Below are 16,844 nucleotides of genomic sequence, written 5' to 3'. Positions count from 1 at the left end.
GGTAGGCCCAGCCCGGCGTGCCGGGCGGCGGCGGTGGTGTCACGACGGCTCGCACCTCCCGGACCAGCCCGCTGCCGAGGCGTTCGAGGGCCTGCGGGGACAGCTCGTGCGCCCGGCCGAGGAACTGGCGGGCACGCAGGGCCAGAGCATCATCCAACCCGGTGAGGTCGAGGGTGGCGGCCCAGCCGACGAGCTGGGGCGGGACGGACGCCGGCACTCCGCCAGTGCGCGGCACGCTGGCCTGCAGGACGACCGTGCCGGCGAAGACGTCCCCCAGCCGCTTCGCGTGTTTCGACACCAGCATGCTGATCACTGCGGGCAGGCCCAGCAGCAGTCCGGGACGTTCGACGACCGCCCCGACCAGACCCCGGGCGAACGCGTGCCGGAAGTGGATGGGACCTCCGTCGTCGCGGACGACGCGCAGCCCCAGGGCCATCTTGCCGAGGGTCCGCCCGCGCGTCAGCGTCTCGCAGGTGACCGGGTACCCGAGCACGATGCCGACATAGACCAGCAGGAACACCGTGGCGATCAGGGCGTCGTTGTCGGGCTGCACGATCAGTAGGGCCGCGGCGCCGACCGCGTAGAGGATGTAGAGCTGGATGAGCAGGTCGAGCAGGCCGGCGATCAGACGGGAGCCCAGCCGAGCCACCCGCAGTTCGATGGTGATCGCTTCACCTGTGACGATCGCCTCACCCGTGAGGACACCCGTGCCGGCGAGACCGGCGGATCCCTTTCCTGTGACGACCTGGTTCATCTGGGCCCCCCGGGACCTCGATGGGTATCCGGACATCACTTTATGGCCTACGCTGCCCGGTTCGATCCTCCTCGCCGGGTGGTGCCGCCGACGGCGGTGAGGACGGTTCGGACGCGTGCGGCTCGACGGTCTGCGAGGATCTCGACGGTCTGGGAGGATGAGGCCGTCATGGATCTTGATGCGTACGTCGCTGTGCACCGGCCGGAATGGGTCCGGCTTGGTCGGCTCGTCGACAAGGCCGGCCGGCCGCGGCGGATGGCACCGGACGAGCTCGACGAACTGGTCGAGTTGTACCAGCGCGCGGCTACCCACCTCTCGGTTATCCGCAGCCGGTCGTACGACACGACCCTGGTCGACGATCTGACGAACCTGGTGACGCGAGGCCGGGCGGCGGTGGGCGGCGCACCTGACCCCGGCTGGCACGTCGTCGGTCGTTTCTTCGCGGTGACGTTTCCGGTGGCCGTGTACGAACGCCGATGGTGGGCTGTCGCGACGGCGCTCGGCTCCCTGCTCGTCGCGCTGGCCGTCGGTCTGTGGGTCGTGCACGACGCCGAGGTACAGGCGAACCTGCGTGCGCCGGACGCGGTCGCGGATCTGTGCCGCCACGGCTTCGCGTCCTACTACACCGAGAATCCGGCCTCGTCCTTCGCTAGTCAGGTGTGGACGAACAACGCCTGGGTGTCCGCGCAGGCGGTGGTCTTCGGGGTGCTGCTGGGTCTTCCGACCCTGCTGGTCATGTTGCTGAACGCGCTGAATCTCGGCGTCGTCGGCGGATACATGACCAGCTGCGGGGAGAGCGGGCAGTTCTTCAGCCTGATCCTCCCGCACGGCCTGCTGGAGCTCACGGTCGTGTTCGTTGCGGGCGGGGTCGGGCTGCGTCTCGGTTGGACGATCATTGCACCGGGTCCGCGCAGGCGGGTGGAGGCCCTGGCCGCAGAGGGGCGCGCAGCGGTGGCCGTCACGATGGGGATGGCGCTCGTGCTGGCCGTCTCCGGGCTGATCGAGGCGTTCGTGACCCCGTCGGGGCTGCCCACGGCGATCCGGATCGGGATCGGCGCGGTGGCGTTCGGCGGCTTCATCGCTTACGTCCGGCTGTACGGCAGCCGGGCGGCCGCGGCCGGAGAGACCGGTGACATCGACACCGGGCGCGGCGGCGCCGACCTGCTCCCGGTGGCCTGACCGCGCCGACCGGGGCCCGTGGCGGGCATCACATTTCTGGGGCGGCGGGAAGGCTGCCCGGCGATGTACCTGTTCGGTAGGTACATGCGCGGCGTCCTGGGGTGAGCCGTGACGCCGACGAGAGGGAGCCTCATGACCACCGCGTTCGACCCGATCGATCTGGGCGGACTTCGCCTGGCAAACCGCATCGCACTGGCCCCCATGACCCGTAACCGGGCCCCCGGCGCAGTCCCGGCTCCGGCCACGGCCACCTACTACGCCCAGCGTGCCGGCGCCGGGCTCCTCATCACCGAGGGCACCCAGCCCTCCGTCGGTGGACAGGGCTACCCGAACACCCCGGGCCTGCACAGTGAGGAGCAGGTGCGGGCCTGGCGGCAGGTGACCGGCGCCGTGCACGAGGCCGGCGGAGTGATCTTTGTCCAGGTGATGCACGCTGGTCGCATCAGTCATCCGGACCTGCTGCCGGGCGGTCTCGTCCCGGTGGCCCCCTCGGCGGTCCGCCCGGCCGGCCAGGCGTTCACCGGCGAGGGTATGCAGGACTTCGTCATCCCGGCCGAGCTGACCGAGCAGGGCATCATCGAGATCATCACCGATTTCGTCGCCGCGGCCCGTAACGCCGTCGAAGCCGGCTTCGACGGCGTCGAGATCCACGGCGCCAACGGCTACCTCGTGCACCAGTTCCTTGCCAGGGGCACCAACCGGCGCACCGACGGCTGGGGCGGCTCGGCGGCGGGTCGGATCCGGTTCGCTGTGGAGGTCACCCGGGCGGTCGCCGCCGCGATCGGCGCTCATCGGGTCGGCCTGCGGATCTCGCCGGGCACCACCTTCAACGACATCACCGAGGATGACGTGCGCGACACCTACGTCGCGCTGGTGGACGCGGTCGCTCCGCTGGGGCTTGCATACCTGCACATTGCGGAGAACACCGGGCGCGAGCTGACCCGAGAGCTGCGGGAGCGCTTCGGCGGTCCGCTCATCCTCAACCCGCTCACCCCCGACCACCCGACCGGGCCGGAGGAGCTGTCGCTCGTGGAGAACGGCACCACCGACATCCTCAGTTTCGGGACGCTGTTCCTGGCCAACCCCGACCTGCCCGTCCGGCTCGCGGCCGGCGGCCCGTTCAACTCGCCGGACCGCGCCACCTTCTACGGTGGCGACGAGCGCGGGTACACCGACTACCCGGCACTCGCCGACGCCGACGCCGACGCCGATGCCGACGCCGACGCCGATGCCGACTCTGTGGCCGTGACCGTGGTTCAGCAGGAGTCGCCCGAAGCCGGGCCGGTCGTCACCGCCTAGCGCGACAACCTGTACGCGCGCATGGCCGGGCGGTGGGAGGGGCATGGTGTGCCTTGGCCGGCTAAGAACCGCGGAAACCGGCCTCCTGGACAAGAGCGCGACGCGGTCGGTGCGATGTCCCGTGACGCCGCCTTGTCAGCGGCCATCCCTGGACCAGGCTGGTCAGAGTACCGTCTACCGCCACGGAACCACCCGGGGGACACCGGCCGGCCCGGCCGGCACCTCGCGAAATCACCTCGATGATTTCGCTGGGTAGTCGTCTAGATCTGGGTGGTCGTCTAGAGCCGGCCGAGGGATTTCAGGGTGAGGTAGGTGTCGGTGACGGCCGCCGCGTAGCTGCTCGGCGGTGCGTCCACCACCTCGACCCCGCGGCGGCGCAGCGTCTCGGTGAGCTCCCGTCGCCGCAGCAGAGTCTGTTCGGCCGCCGCGGCCGCGTACACCTCACGGACGTCACCGCGGCCGGTCGTCATCTCGTCCACGCGCGGGTCGCGCAGCGCCGCGACCACGACAGTATGCCGCGCGGCCAGCGTTGGCAGGGCCGGGAGCAGCCCTTCCTCGATCACCGCCGGCACCAGGTCGGTGAACAGGACGACCAGGGACCGCCGCGAAGTCCCGCGCAGTACCGTCGACACGATTCCGCCATGATCGGCCTCGACCAGGGCCGGTTCCAGGGTGGCCATCGCGTCGCTCATCCGGGCGAGTAACCCATGATCGTGCCTGCCTGGCAGGGTGATCCGGGGAACGCTGTCGTGCGCTACGAGACCCACCCGGTCACCCGCGCGCAGCGCCACCGCGGTGAGTAGCAGCGCGGCGTCGAGCGCATGGTCCAGCCGGGGAGTATCGCCGATCCGCCCGGCCGAGGTCCGACCCGTGTCGAGTACGCAGACGACCCTGCGGTCGCGCTCCGGTCGGAACGTGCGGACGACGACGGTCCCGCGCCGGGCGGTACCCCGCCAGTCGATCAGCCGGACGTCGTCGCCGATCACATAGTCCCGCAGGCTGTCGAACTCGGCGCCGGCGCCCGCGCCGCGGATGGCGACCTCGCCCTCGACCTCCCGCAGCCGCGCGAGAGCGGCCGGCAGATGGCGGCGTGACGTGAACGGCGGCAGCACCCGGACCCGCCATGCGCAGTGATGCCGTCCCTGCCGGCCGGCGAGGCCGAGTGGCCCCAGCGAACGGACCGTGATGCGGAATGGCTCCCGGTCGCCGCGCCGGGCCGGATGCAGCGTCGTCTCCAGGAAGCGCCGCTCCCCGGCCGGAACGGTGACCCGGTGCTCCCGTGGCCGGGACCCCGAGGACGGCGGCCAGGCGTCGCGGATGTGGGCACGCACCGTGCGGGTGCCGCCGTTCGTGACGCCGAGCACCAGCGGAACGGGCTGACCCAGCCGCCCGGCGGTCGGTCCGGACCGGCTGAACTCCAGCGTGCGGACCCCACCCGCCAGGGCGAGGTCGAGGGCGACCAAGCCCACCACCACCAGATCGACCAGCACGAGGGTCAGGCCCGGGGCGGGGGACAGGACGACGGCCAGCGCCCCGAACAGGGCCAGCGCGACGGTACGGCCGGTGATCGCCACCGTTTCCGCCTACCGGGGCACCGGAACGGTGGCGAGTACCTGTTCGAGCACGACGTCGGCCGTCACGCCGTCCAGTTCGGCCTCCGGGCGGAGGCTGATCCGGTGCCGCAGGGTCGCCCGGGCCAGCGCCTTGACATCGTCGGGGGTCGCATAGCCGCGTCCCGACAGCCACGCCCAGGCCCGGGTCGTCGCCAGCAGCGCGGTGGCGCCGCGGGGGGACACCCCGAGCTGTACCGACGGTGCCGCGCGGGTCGCCCGGGCCAGGTCGACGATGTAGGCCAGCACCTCCGGGTGGACTCCGACGGTGAGCACCGCGGCGCGGGCGGCCGCGAGGTCCGCTGGTCCCGCGACCGGGCGGACCCCCGCGGCGGGCAGGTCGGAGGGGTCGAACCCGCCCGCATGGTGGGCGAGGACACGGACCTCGTCGTCGCGGGGTGGCAGTGGCAGCGTCACCTTCACCAGGAAGCGGTCGAGCTGCGCCTCGGGAAGCGGATAGGTGCCCTCGTGTTCGATCGGGTTTTGGGTGGCGAGGACGGCGAAGGGGGCCGGCAGTGGCCGCGGGACGCCCGCCACGCTGACCTGACGCTCTTCCATCACCTCCAGCAGAGCGGCCTGCGTCTTCGGTGGAGTCCGGTTGATCTCGTCGGCCAGCAGGAGGTTGGTGAAGACCGGGCCCTCCCGGAAGGTGAACTCGGAACTGCGGTTGTCGTACACCAGCGAGCCGGTGACGTCGCCGGGCATGAGGTCCGGGGTGAACTGCAGGCGCTTGGTGTCCAGTGCCAACGCGGTCGCGAGCGTGCGGACCAGCAGCGTCTTCGCGACGCCGGGCACCCCCTCGAGCAGCGCGTGTCCCCGGCACAGCAGGGCGATGACGAGCCCGCTGACCGCCGCGTCCTGACCAATCACCGCCTTGGCCACCTCACCGCGCAGCGCGATCAGGGCTCGGCGGGCCGTCTGGGCGTCCGGTGGTGCCGGCTGCTCTCCCGGGCCCGGCGCCGCGGCGGACGACGATGCGGTCGAGGGCGGGGGGGCTGCCGTCGGCGCGTCGATGCGTGGGGATGTCACCGTAGGCCTACCTGTCGATCGAGCTCGTCGAGCGCGTGGGCCAGCGCCAGCAGCGCCGCGTCCTGCGTATCGCGTCGAGGGGCGCCGAGGCCGGCCCGGGGAACGCCCGCTGCGGCGGTCCGCTCGGATCCGCCGTCGCGATACCGTCCGGACTCGCCGGATGCCGGCCGCTGTCCGTTCTCGGCCGGGTAGCGGCCTGACTGGTACCAGTCCCTGGCCCGCCCGAGGTGACCGGGCGGTCCGGCGGTCTGCGGCGGCATGCCCGAACCGTACAGGAGCGATCCGATCTCCGAGGGTGACCGTCCTGTCTGCTCGCTGGCAGCGGTCACCAGAGTGACGGGATCGGGGCTCAGGGAACCGGCGGGGGTCCAGGCCAGGGGCAGGCCCATCCGTTCGGCCAGCCGGACGCGCGTCCCGGCCCGCAGCGCGTCGGCGGTCCTGTCCCGGGCGTGTGCCGCCGCGTACAGTCGCCCGCGTCCCTCGACCGTCTCGGCCGCCCGGACGACCACCGGGAGGGGCTCCGGCACCGGCGGCCCGAGCCGCCGGCCACGCCACAGCGCCAGCAGCGCCAGGACGACGACGATGTGCAGAAAGGCCCACCAGAAGGCGGACGGCAGCAGATCCACCATGCTTTTCGTGCCGACCCCGCCGGCCCCGCCCGCGTCGGGTGTGATCCAGGACAGCACGGGTTGCCGGGCGAGCAGGCCGAGGGCCAGCGCCGCGTTCCCCGTGCGGTCGAGGTGCTCGTTGGTGAGGAACCCCGCCGAGCCGAGCAGCACCAGCCGCCCGCCACTGACGCGTGGTGAGCCCGATCGGGTGAGGGTCAGCCCGGCGAGGCGCGCCTCGCCGGGCGGGTCGCCGTAGCACAACGAGACCGCCATATCGCCGGGACCGGCTCCGTCGCCCTGGCGGGTGAAGGTCTCGTCGGCGCCGATCGAGGTTGTTCCGGCCGTGGTCGCCTCGGGCAGGAGGCACCGCGGATCGCTCTGCTCGCCGCCGAGCCCGGCGCCGAGTTTGCCGCCGGGCTCGGAGTCTGCCGTGACCACCCCGACATCCAGGGCACCGAGCACCGTGGCGCCCGGTGCCACGAGGACGACGTCGGCGCCCTGCCAGACCCGTCCGAGCAGGGCGATCAGCTCGTCATGGGTGAGCCGTCCCGGATGGACGACGACCAGCGTCGCTCTGTCACCCGCCCCGGCTGGACCGACCCCGCCGCCCGGACCACCGGGGTTCGGCACCTGCTGCCGGCCGCCGGAAGGGTTGTCCGTGGCGGACACGATGATCCCGCGTGCCCGCAGGATCTCGGCCAGGGCCCGGGTTCCTCCGGGCTCGGCGGAGGCCACGTTCAGGTAGGCCGGGCCGCCGGGCCGCCCGGCCAGCGCCGAGACGACCACGTAACAGAGGACCAGGACGCCGAGGACGGCCACCACGAGGATCCCGCGGCGCACCGCCGGGGGCCTGGGACCGCTGCGCAACGCGCTCGGCGACCCCCGCCCGGACCGGCCGCCGGCGGTCCCGCCGCCCGCCGTCCCGCCGCCACCGAGATGGTCGCCGATGATCGCCGGGGCGCCGGGGATGGTCATGCCGGGACCGCGAGGGTGTCTGCGCTGCCGGTGCCGCCGGTGCCCCCGGTGCCGCGACGCAGCTGGGCCAGGGCGCGGTCGGCCTCGACCAGGACCTGGTAGCCGGCCGCGGACGCCGGGCGCCCGCCGTACCAGATCTCGCTGAAGACCTCGACCGCCGCGGCGAGCGCCGCGGCCGGCTCGAGCGCCGTGCCGGGTCCATCGCCCGCCGCGCCCGGCCGGTCCGTTCCGCCCCGGGGATGCCCCCCATCGGGGGACGGCGCGATCCTCGCCACGTCCTCGACGAGTTCACCGGCCGTACGGCCGGGGCGCGGGTCGAGCACGCCCTTCTCCTCCAGCATCCGCACGATGGCCCGTAGCCGGGACCGGACCGCCTCGGCGTAGGCTCCGCGGGCGGCGTGGCCGTCCGCCTCGGCGCGCAACTGCGCCGCGGTCGACGAACTGGACAGGTCGTCATCCTCCCGCCTGGTACGCGCGCCGCGGCGCACCGGGCCGAGCCACCACCGTAGCGCCACCGCCACGACGACCAGTACGAGGACGAGCGCGAGGACCCCGAGACCACCCGGCCCTCCGCCGAGGCCGTCTCCGCCAGGGAGCAGCCAGTGGACCAGATCCCCGATCTTGTCGTCGATCCACCGGACCGCCCGGCTCCACCAGCTGGGTTCGGGACTCCTGTAGATGTGCTTGGAAAGTTCCCGCCGAGCCTCCTCCCGAGCTCCGTCCCGAGTGACGGGACCACCGAGCGTCATCCGGAGGGCCGCAGGCCGGCGGTGCGGGCGCGGGCCGCCTCGGCGAGGGTCACGTCCAGACCCTCGCGTCTGATCCTGAGGTCGACGTAGAGCAGGACGACGGCTCCGGAGACGATCGGTGTGGAGATCGTGGTAGCGAGCAGACTGCCGATCGCCTGGACGATGTAGCCGGTGACAGTGAGGTTACCCCTGATCGGGTCGCCGAACACCGACTCGGAGGAGGCCATCACGATGCTGGCGGCGATGGCGAAGATCGCACCGAGGAACCCCGCCACCAGCATGGCGAGCAGCAGGATACCGAACGTTCGCCACCATGATCCACGCACGATCGCGATTGACCGTCGCAGCGCGTCGCGCACGGTGCCGCCCTCGAGGACGTACGCGGGCGTGGCCAGCGCCAGGTAGACCCCGACGACGATCGCCCCGACCAGCAGCGCGATCAGCCCCAGCACCACCGACAGCGCCACGATGACCGTGAGGCCGAGCAGGCCGGGCAGCCGTGGCGCGACCCGTCGGACCGCGTCGATCGTGGTGATTCGGCTCCCCAGGGTCGCCTCGCTCACCACGACGCTGAGCACCCCGGAAAGGAAGAGCCCGAGGATGAGATCGAGACCGAGCATCGCGACGGTGATGGCGGCCCTGGCGCCCGGCGACGCGTCCTCGCCGCTGATCGCGACGGTGGTGGACACCGTCTCCACCACCGCCGCGGCCGCCACCGTCACCCCGACGGTCGCGCCGGGATTCGTGCGGATCGTGGCGAACGTGCCGTCCAGGATCTCGCCCAGAGCGAGGGGGCGCAGCGGGATGATGCCCGGTTTCGGGACGGCTGGGCCCCACCGCCACTGTCCCCACGGGCCCTGCGGGGCGCCGGGTGGCGGTGTGCCGGGCGAGGCCCAACCGGGTCCGTCGGCCATCGGTGTGTCTCCACTCGTCGCAGTCGGTGTCGAGGTTCGGTGTGTCGAGGTAAGGATGCCGTGCTTGTGGTGGGCATGCTGCGGCCACTATGAGGATTCTGTGCTCTCGGCCGGGATGGATGCTGGGGATGCCGGCGGAATTACGCGGTCTGGCCGGGATGTGCTGGCCGGGATGTGCCGGCTGGGCCGCGCACCACCTCGGCTGCGGGGCCGGTCGCCGACCGAGTCGCCCAGGGTTGTCCACAGCCGCTTCACGACTGCCGGGGGCGGTATCCACAGATCACCACTCGGGGCTGGTCGGCCCGCGGCCCGCGGCTGATCCTTCCTGTCATGCCTCGAGCCACGTTGTCCCTGCTCACCAGGAATCTCGCGATCCTCGCTGATCTGATCATGCCGCTTGCCTGCGCCGGATGCGGCGACTGGGGGGCATCGGCGTGCCCGGCGTGTGTCGCCGAGCTTCGTGGTCCCGTGTTCCTCGCCGCCGCGGGCTCCCTGGCCACCCCGTGGCGGCGAGGGCTGCCCCCGTGCCTGGCCGCCGCCCGCTACGCCGACCGGGTCCGGGCGCTCCTTCTCGCCTACAAGGAGCGTGGCCGGCGCGACCTGGCCGGTCCGCTGGGCGGCGCGCTCGCCCGCGCGGTGGCGCGGGCGGTGTCGTCGGGCGCGGTGGGTGCCACCGACGTGCATCCCGGTCTCCGTCCTCGCGGGCGCGGTGTGGTGCTGGTCCCGGTGCCTTCGAACCGCGCCGCGCGGCGTCGGCGTGGTTTCGACCACCTCGAGCTGCTGTGTTCCGTGGCGGCCGCGGTCCTGCGCCGACGCGGGCACCGGGTCGGAATCGCTCCCGTGCTGCGGCCGGTGCGGCACACGGCGGACCAGGCCGGGCTGGGGGCGGTGGCACGGTTCGTCAACCTCACGGGCGCCTTCGGCTTGGTCGGTCCCGCCCGCACGGCCCGGCTGGTGCGGGCCGCCGACGATCTCTCGGACGGGCCTCCCGCGGACCCGTGCATCGTCGTGGTCGACGACGTACTGACGACGGGAGCCACGGCGGGTGAGGCGGTACGGGCCCTACGAGCCGGCGCCCTGCGGGCGAGCGCCGTCGCCGTGGTGGCCGCTTCGGGCCCGACGCGCGGACGGGACCGCTTGCTCGCCTTGACGGGGCCGCCGGGGTGAAACTACCAGTACGCACCGCCTGACCAGGCAGTAGGCGCAACGGCCGAGTGGCCCGACGGAGCGGGAGTGACCGCTTGTCGGTCGCGGTGCACTCGTCGTGCGGATACCGGGCCGGCGGGCGGAGTAGCGCCGCCGCTGAAGGGAAGGGAGCCGAATGCGGGCAGCCAGCCGTAGAACGTTGGGAAGGTGCGACAACCGTAGATAGGGCGCCCGGGGGGATCGTCTCGGCCCCGCGGAGATGGTTCCTTCCGGAAGCTCCGAGACACCGGCGCACGGTCGGCAGCCTTGGCGAGGGCCGTGGGCGCCGGACAGGCGAACAGGAGGTGGATCGCGTGGACATCGTGGTCAAGGGCAGGCACACCGCGGTTCCGGAACGGTTCCGCAATCATGTCCAGGCCAAGCTCGCCAAGTTGGAACGGCTGAACTCCAACATCATCCGGGTGGATGTCGAGCTGTCGAAGGAACGCAATCCCCGGCTGTCCGACGTCTGCGACCGAGTCGAGCTGACCGTGTACTCACGGGGTCCGGTGATCCGGGCCGAGGCCGCCGCGGCCGACTGCTACGCCGCCCTCGACCTGGCCACCGGCAAACTGGCCGAGCGGCTGCGCCGGGCCGCCGACCGGCGGGTCCGCCACCACGCCAACCACGCTGGCGCCAAGCCGACCGGGATCACCTCGGTCCCGCTCGGCAGTCTCATGCCGTTGGAGGGCACGAAGCCGGCGGCTGCCCTACCGGCCGGTGCCGAGGATGCCGGTGCCGAGGATGCTGGTGCAGCCGGAAGGAGTGGCAGTGGCGGGTCCAGGCCGGTCGTCGCCGCTCCGGCCGACGAATCCACCGCCAGGATCGGTGCGGGCGAGCAGAGTGAGCAGGCTCCGCTGATCGTCCGGGAGAAGACCCATGAGGCGGAGCCGATGTCGCTGGAGGAGGCCCTGTCCAACATGGAACTGGTGGGGCATGATTTCTATCTCTTCCTCGACGTCGACCTCGGCCTCCCTAGCGTCGTCTACCGGCGGGTCGGTTACGACTACGGTGTCATCCGGTTGTCCGGTTCGGCGGCGGCCGGCAGGTCGGGGCCGGCGGGCGCCGATCAGCGGGACGAGCGGCCGTCGCCAACCCGGGGCGCCTTCGTGAGCTCGGCCGCCGCCGTTTAGACGATCTGAAGGCCGCGTCCGCCGGCCGACGTGGGACTATTTGCCTCGGGTGTCGGAGTACACGGCGCACCGCCCCGCGTGGAGGCACGCGGGGCGGTGCGCTGCGGGCAGTGGTCCAGGGAGGTCAGATGACGGTGGAGGAGCAGCGCTCTGAGGAGATGCTGCCGACGCCATCGGAGGCGAACCCCATCCGGGTGCTGATCGTTGACGACCATGCGCTGTTCCGGCGTGGGCTGGAGATGGTGCTGGGGCAGGAGGTCGACATCGAGGTCGTCGGGGAGGCCGCGGATGGTGCCGAGGCGGTGACCATGGCTAAGGAGATGGCGCCGGACATTGTGCTCATGGATGTGCGGATGCCGCGCCGTGGCGGGATCGACGCCACGAGCGCCATCAAGGAGGCTGTCCCGAGCGCCAAGATCGTCATGCTGACCATCAGCGACGAGGAGGCCGACCTCTACGACGCGATTAAGGCGGGGGCCATGGGCTACCTGCTGAAGGAGATCTCTATCGACGAGGTCGCTGCGGACATCCGCGCTGTGTACGGGGGACAGAGCCTCATCAGCCCGTCCATGGCGTCGAAGCTGCTCAGCGAGTTCGCAGCCATGATCAAAAACAAGGATGACCGCCCGCAGCTCCCCACCCCCCGGCTGACCGATCGGGAGATGGAGGTGCTGCGGCTCGTCGCCAAGGGCATGAACAACCGTGACATCGCCAAGCAGCTCTACATCAGTGAGAACACCGTCAAGAACCACATCCGGAACATCCTGGAGAAGCTCCAGCTGCACTCCAGGATGGAGGCGGTCGTGTACGCGGTCCGGGAGAAGCTGCTCGAGATCACCTGAGGCCCGGTCGGGGGCGTCACCGCGGCGCGGGATCGTCCGGTAGGAGCGATCCCACCCAGCAGTCCCGCCGGTTACCGTCGCCCAGCAGCAGGGCCTGGCGCAGGGTGCCCTCCACGGTGAAACCGGCCTTCTCGGCCACGCGGCGAGACGCGAGGTTGCCGACCGCGGCCCGCCACTCGATCCGGGCCAGCCCCAGAGCTCTGAAACCCCAGCGGGTCAGCGCGGCAACGGCCTGGGAGGTCACTCCCCGCCCGCGCGTCGGCGCCGCGCACCAGTAACCAATCTTCGCATCGCCGTCGCCGGAGAGATCCGCCAGTCCGACCGAGGCAAGGAGCTGCTCGGTCGTGGCATCCACCACCGCGAACAGTGCCCCGGTCCCGCTGGCCCAGCTCTGCGGCGACTGGCGTGAGACGAAGTCCACCGCGTGTTGGTACAGATACGGCGTCGGGACTCTCGTCCACCGGCTTATCTCCGGGTCCTGGCAGGCCTGGTGTACGGCGTCGGCGTCCCGGGGGTGCCAGGGGCGCAGATGCAGGCGGCCCGCCGTGATCTCCGCCGGTTCGAGAGGTGCCATGCTCCAACCTTGCACCGGCCGCCACCGTTGCCGCCGGTCCCGGGCACCCATCCGCGCTCCCGGTCGTTGGACAGTGCGGCGTGGCATGGGCGGACGATGCACGCCGTGCTGTCATCCCGTTCTGGTCGTTCCCGTCCGCGCGACCCCTGGCCCCTCGCCGGCACCCCTTCCCGTCGCCTGCTCCTCACCGGTCCCAGCCGGAGGAACCGCGCGCGGATGGATGTTGTAGGCGGCTATCGAAGGGCTAGCATCGTGGGGTCGGTGACCTCGCCGACGCGCCTGCCGGAGGAGTTTCGCCCGTGGTACTAGACAAGATCTTGCGTGCCGGCGAGGGCCGGATCCTGCGCAAGCTCAAGGCGATCGCCGAGCAGGTGAACCTGATCGAGGATGACTTCACCGGCCTGTCCGACGGTGAACTGCGAGGCATGACCGACGAGTTCCGCCAGCGGCTCGCGGACGGGGGGGAGACCCTCGACGACCTGCTGCCCGAGGCCTTTGCCGCCGTGCGGGAGGCAGCGCGGCGCACGCTGGGCCAGCGGCATTTCGATGTGCAGGTCATGGGGGGCGCGGCCCTTCATCTTGGCAACATCGCCGAGATGAAGACCGGTGAGGGCAAGACGCTGGTCTCGACCCTCCCGACCTACCTCAACGCGCTGGCCGGTAAGGGTGTGCACGTCATCACCGTCAACGACTACCTCGCCCAGCGCGACGCCGAGAACATGGGACGGGTCCATCGTTTCCTCGGCCTCACCGTCGGGGTGATCCATCCGCAGATGCCGCCGCCGGTCCGGCGGGCCCAGTACGCCTGCGACATCACCTACGGCACCAACAACGAGTTCGGGTTCGACTACCTCCGTGACAACATGGCCTGGAGCTCGGAGGAACTCGTCCAGCGTGGCCACAACTTCGCGGTCGTCGACGAGGTGGACTCCATCCTCATCGACGAGGCCCGCACGCCGTTGATCATCAGCGGTCCGGCGGATCATCCGACCAGGTGGTACACGGAGTTTGCCCGGATCGCTCCGCTGCTCGAACGCGATGTCGACTACGAGGTCGAAGAGGGCAAGCGGACGGTGGCCATCACCGAGTCCGGGGTCGAGAAGGTCGAGGACCAGCTCGGCATCGAGAACCTCTACGAATCGGTGAACACCCCGCTCGTGGGCTACCTGAACAATTCACTGAAGGCCAAGGAGCTCTACAAGCGGGACAAGGACTACATCGTTACCGACGGTGAGGTTCTCATCGTCGACGAGTTCACCGGCCGCGTGCTCCACGGCCGTCGCTACAGCGAGGGAATGCACCAGGCGATCGAGGCCAAAGAAAAGGTCGAGATCAAACAGGAGAACCAGACCCTCGCGACGATCACGCTGCAGAACTACTTCCGGCTCTACGGCAAGCTCTCCGGCATGACCGGTACCGCCATGACCGAGGCGGCCGAGTTCCACCAGATCTACTCGCTCGGGGTCGTCCCCATCCCGACGAACAAGCCGATGGTCCGGCTCGACCAGCCGGACGTCGTCTACAAGACCGAGATCGCGAAGTTCGACGCCGTGGTGGAGGACATCGCCGAGCGGCACGAGAAGGGCCAGCCGGTCCTGGTCGGCACCACCAGCGTCGAGAAGTCCGAGTACCTCTCGAAGCAGCTCCGCAAGCGTGGTGTGCCGCACGAGGTGCTCAACGCCAAGCACCACGAGCGGGAGGCGGCCATCATCGCCGAGGCGGGCCGCAAGGGCGCCGTCACGGTGGCGACGAACATGGCCGGTCGTGGTACGGACATCATGCTCGGCGGCAACCCGGAGTTCATTGCCCAGGCCGAGCTGCGCCAGCGCGGCCTCTCGCCGATTGAGACCCCCGAGGACTATGAGGCGGCCTGGCAGGAGGCCCTGGAGAAGGCCAGGCAGTCGGTGAAGGCCGAGCACGAGGAGGTCGTCGACGCCGGCGGCCTGTACGTGCTCGGCACCGAGCGGCACGAGTCCCGGCGCATCGACAACCAGCTGCGTGGCCGGGCCGGCCGGCAGGGCGACCGCGGTGAGTCGCGCTTCTACCTTTCCCTCGGCGACGATCTCATGCGGTTGTTCAACGCGGCCGCGGTCGAGGGCATCATGGATCGGCTGAACATCCCCGAGGACGTCCCGATCGAATCGAAGATCGTGACTCGGGCGATCCGGTCGGCCCAGACCCAGGTCGAGGGGCAGAACTTCGAGATCCGCAAGAACGTCCTCAAGTACGACGAGGTCATGAACAAGCAGCGCACCGTGATCTATGAGGAGCGCCGCAAGGTTCTCGGCGGTGCTGATCTCCACGAGCAGGTGCGTCACTTCGTCGACGACACCGTCGAGGGGTACGTGCGCGGAGCCACCGCCGACGGGTACCCGGAGGAGTGGGATCTCGACACGCTCTGGACGGCGCTCGGGCAGCTCTACCCGGTCGGTGTGGTGGCACCCGATGTCGATGATCGTGACGGGCTCACTGCCGATCATCTGCTCGAGGACATCCAGGTCGACGCGCAGGAGGCGTACGACCGGCGGGAACTCGACCTCGGCGACGGCCCCGACAGCGAACCGATCATGCGGGAGCTGGAGCGACGGGTCGTCCTCGCGGTCTTGGACCGAAAGTGGCGCGAGCACCTCTACGAAATGGACTACCTGCAAGAGGGCATCGGGCTGCGGGCGATGGGACAGCGGGACCCGTTGGTCGAGTACCAACGTGAGGGTTTCGACATGTTCCAGACGATGATGGAGGGTATCAAGGAGGAATCCGTCCGGCTGCTGTTCAACGTCGAGGTTCAGGTCGCGGGGCAGGAGGAGGCCGCCGCGCCGGTGGGCGTCGAGCCGGTCGCGTCCGCCGCTCCCGCACCGCCGGCCGGAGCCGCGACCCTGCCCGCTCCGGTGGTGCCGACGATCCCGGGCGGCGCCGGGCCCGTCGCGGACGCGCAGCCCGCTCGCCCCGCGGCGGCCGACCAGACTCCGCCACCCCCTTCACCGGTTCCGTCCGCACCGCCGCCGGTCTTCGTCAAGGGGCTTGAGCCGCGGCGGCCGACCGGTGGCCTGCGCTACACCGCGCCGTCAGTCGACGGTGGATCCGGGCCGGTCACGACGGTGGACGGCGGGTCGGGACTGGGCCGCCCGGCTGGAAACGGTGCGCTCAGCGCCGCCCGCGGCGAGGCCGGCACGGCGCACCCCGGTGCGGGCACGCGTCCCGCTCGCAATGCGCCCTGCCCGTGTGGGTCAGGCCGCAAGTACAAGCGCTGCCACGGCGACCCGGCGCGCCGCAACGCCGAGTGATCCATCCCTGGAGCCGGTGGCCGCGCTAACCCACCTGCAGGGTTGTCACCCGCCAGCGTCCGCCGGACGACTCCATGCGCAGCGCGAGTGCGGCCACCCGGGCACCTCGGCTGATGACCGCCGAGACCTCGGCGACTCCGGGTCGCGGTTCGCTGACCCGTACGCTGCGGACCTGACTCCGCCTGCGATCCATGGTCTGGGCGACGATGCGTTCGAGATCGTTCTGCAGGCGGGGCGTCGTCCATCCGGCGAGATGCGAGGCCGGGCGCACTCCGCCGAGCGTCTCGACGATCGCTCTGACGATGACCACCGCCGTTTCCCGGGGCGGTGGGTTCGTCCGGCTCCCGGCGGGGCGCCCCGGCCGCGGACCGGCTACCGGTTCGAGACCCGGCACCACGTGTGACGCCGCTGATCCCGTTCCTGTGCCCGTGACCGTGCGTTCGGGCATGGCGAGGTGCCGAGGAGTCCGATCGACCGTCGTCGTGCCACCGGGCTCGGTCTGGCCGTCCGCGCCGCCACGGCCGCGCGGCGGCCCGCCGGGTCCCGCCGGGCCGCCGCGGCGGCGTCCGCCGCCTCCCGGGGCGGTCACGGGCCGGCCTGGACGATCGGCGGTGGTGCGTCCGGCCGGCCGCACCCGGGGTCGGGGCGGCCTTGTCGACGAGCCGGTCGAGGCGCCGGCCGGCGAGGGTCCGGCCTCGTCGTCATAGGG

The 16,844-nt window shown here is 71.4% G+C and carries 14 protein-coding genes; 6 read left to right on the top strand and 8 right to left on the bottom strand.

Annotated features, from left to right (window positions below; genetic code table 11):
• On the bottom strand, nucleotides 1-754 hold a 754-nt coding region (locus tag AC08OP_RS07560), incomplete at its 3' end, for an RDD family protein (RefSeq protein WP_476613532.1).
• 168 nt (nucleotides 755-922) lie between these two features.
• On the opposite strand from AC08OP_RS07560, the gene AC08OP_RS07555 reads away from it, so the two are divergent.
• Both AC08OP_RS07555 and AC08OP_RS07550 read left to right on the top strand, forming a co-directional pair.
• Complete coding sequence (locus tag AC08OP_RS07555; RefSeq protein ID WP_476613531.1) at nucleotides 923-1,933, top strand: stage II sporulation protein M; 1,011 nt, start codon at nucleotides 923-925, stop codon at nucleotides 1,931-1,933.
• Between the two features lie 132 nt (nucleotides 1,934-2,065).
• Nucleotides 2,066-3,232 carry an alkene reductase gene (locus tag AC08OP_RS07550; RefSeq protein WP_476613530.1) on the top strand — a complete coding sequence of 389 codons (1,167 nt, stop codon included), beginning with the start codon at nucleotides 2,066-2,068 and terminating at the stop codon, nucleotides 3,230-3,232.
• Between the two features lie 278 nt (nucleotides 3,233-3,510).
• On the opposite strand, the gene AC08OP_RS07545 is transcribed toward AC08OP_RS07550, so the two are convergent.
• From AC08OP_RS07545 to AC08OP_RS07525, 5 genes are read right to left on the bottom strand one after another with little or no spacing between them, the layout of a single operon-like run.
• Nucleotides 3,511-4,806, bottom strand: a complete 1,296-nt coding sequence (locus AC08OP_RS07545) for a DUF58 domain-containing protein (RefSeq protein WP_476613529.1) — start codon at nucleotides 4,804-4,806, stop codon at nucleotides 3,511-3,513.
• A gap of 9 nt (nucleotides 4,807-4,815) precedes the next feature.
• Nucleotides 4,816-5,871 (bottom strand): AAA family ATPase, encoded by a 1,056-nt coding sequence (locus AC08OP_RS07540; RefSeq protein WP_462187738.1) that lies wholly within the window; start codon nucleotides 5,869-5,871, stop codon nucleotides 4,816-4,818.
• Nucleotides 5,868-7,454 carry a DUF4350 domain-containing protein gene (locus AC08OP_RS07535; protein WP_476613528.1) on the bottom strand — a complete coding sequence of 529 codons (1,587 nt, stop codon included), beginning with the start codon at nucleotides 7,452-7,454 and terminating at the stop codon, nucleotides 5,868-5,870. The genes AC08OP_RS07540 and AC08OP_RS07535 overlap by 4 nt, the downstream gene beginning before the upstream one ends.
• Nucleotides 7,451-8,203: a DUF4129 domain-containing protein gene (locus AC08OP_RS07530; RefSeq protein ID WP_476613527.1), complete on the bottom strand. Its 753-nt coding sequence runs from the start codon at nucleotides 8,201-8,203 to the stop codon at nucleotides 7,451-7,453. The genes AC08OP_RS07535 and AC08OP_RS07530 overlap by 4 nt, the downstream gene beginning before the upstream one ends.
• Nucleotides 8,200-9,117: a DUF7847 domain-containing protein gene (locus AC08OP_RS07525; RefSeq protein ID WP_462187735.1), complete on the bottom strand. Its 918-nt coding sequence runs from the start codon at nucleotides 9,115-9,117 to the stop codon at nucleotides 8,200-8,202. Before AC08OP_RS07525 ends, AC08OP_RS07530 begins: the two co-directional genes overlap by 4 nt.
• A gap of 330 nt (nucleotides 9,118-9,447) precedes the next feature.
• On the opposite strand from AC08OP_RS07525, the gene AC08OP_RS07520 reads away from it, so the two are divergent.
• The 3 genes from AC08OP_RS07520 (at nucleotide 9,448) to AC08OP_RS07510 (ending at nucleotide 12,277) form a co-directional block, all read left to right on the top strand.
• Nucleotides 9,448-10,284 (top strand): ComF family protein, encoded by an 837-nt coding sequence (locus AC08OP_RS07520; protein WP_476613526.1) that lies wholly within the window; start codon nucleotides 9,448-9,450, stop codon nucleotides 10,282-10,284.
• Nucleotides 10,285-10,616: 332 nt separating this feature from the next.
• Complete coding sequence (gene hpf / locus AC08OP_RS07515; RefSeq protein WP_476613525.1) at nucleotides 10,617-11,435, top strand: ribosome hibernation-promoting factor, HPF/YfiA family; 819 nt, start codon at nucleotides 10,617-10,619, stop codon at nucleotides 11,433-11,435.
• Between the two features lie 128 nt (nucleotides 11,436-11,563).
• Nucleotides 11,564-12,277, top strand: a complete 714-nt coding sequence (locus AC08OP_RS07510) for a response regulator (RefSeq protein WP_011435218.1) — start codon at nucleotides 11,564-11,566, stop codon at nucleotides 12,275-12,277.
• Nucleotides 12,278-12,293: 16 nt separating this feature from the next.
• Here AC08OP_RS07510 and AC08OP_RS07505 read toward each other — a convergent pair whose 3' ends face one another.
• Nucleotides 12,294-12,851, bottom strand: a complete 558-nt coding sequence (locus tag AC08OP_RS07505) for a GNAT family N-acetyltransferase (RefSeq protein WP_476613524.1) — start codon at nucleotides 12,849-12,851, stop codon at nucleotides 12,294-12,296.
• 299 nt (nucleotides 12,852-13,150) lie between these two features.
• Between AC08OP_RS07505 and secA the strand changes: the two genes are divergently transcribed.
• Entirely contained in the window at nucleotides 13,151-16,135 is a 2,985-nt protein-coding gene (secA, locus tag AC08OP_RS07500; RefSeq protein ID WP_476613523.1) for a preprotein translocase subunit SecA, read from the top strand.
• Between the two features lie 25 nt (nucleotides 16,136-16,160).
• On the opposite strand, the gene AC08OP_RS07495 is transcribed toward secA, so the two are convergent.
• Nucleotides 16,161-16,583, bottom strand: coding sequence for an Rv3235 family protein (locus tag AC08OP_RS07495; RefSeq protein WP_476613533.1), 423 nt, complete (start codon nucleotides 16,581-16,583; stop codon nucleotides 16,161-16,163).
• Between the last annotated feature and the right edge of the window lie 261 nt (nucleotides 16,584-16,844).

The organism is Frankia sp. CeRuru1, assembly GCF_977966315.1.
Note: the sequence above shows the minus strand (reverse complement) of the source record. Positions and strands in the feature narration are given on the sequence as shown.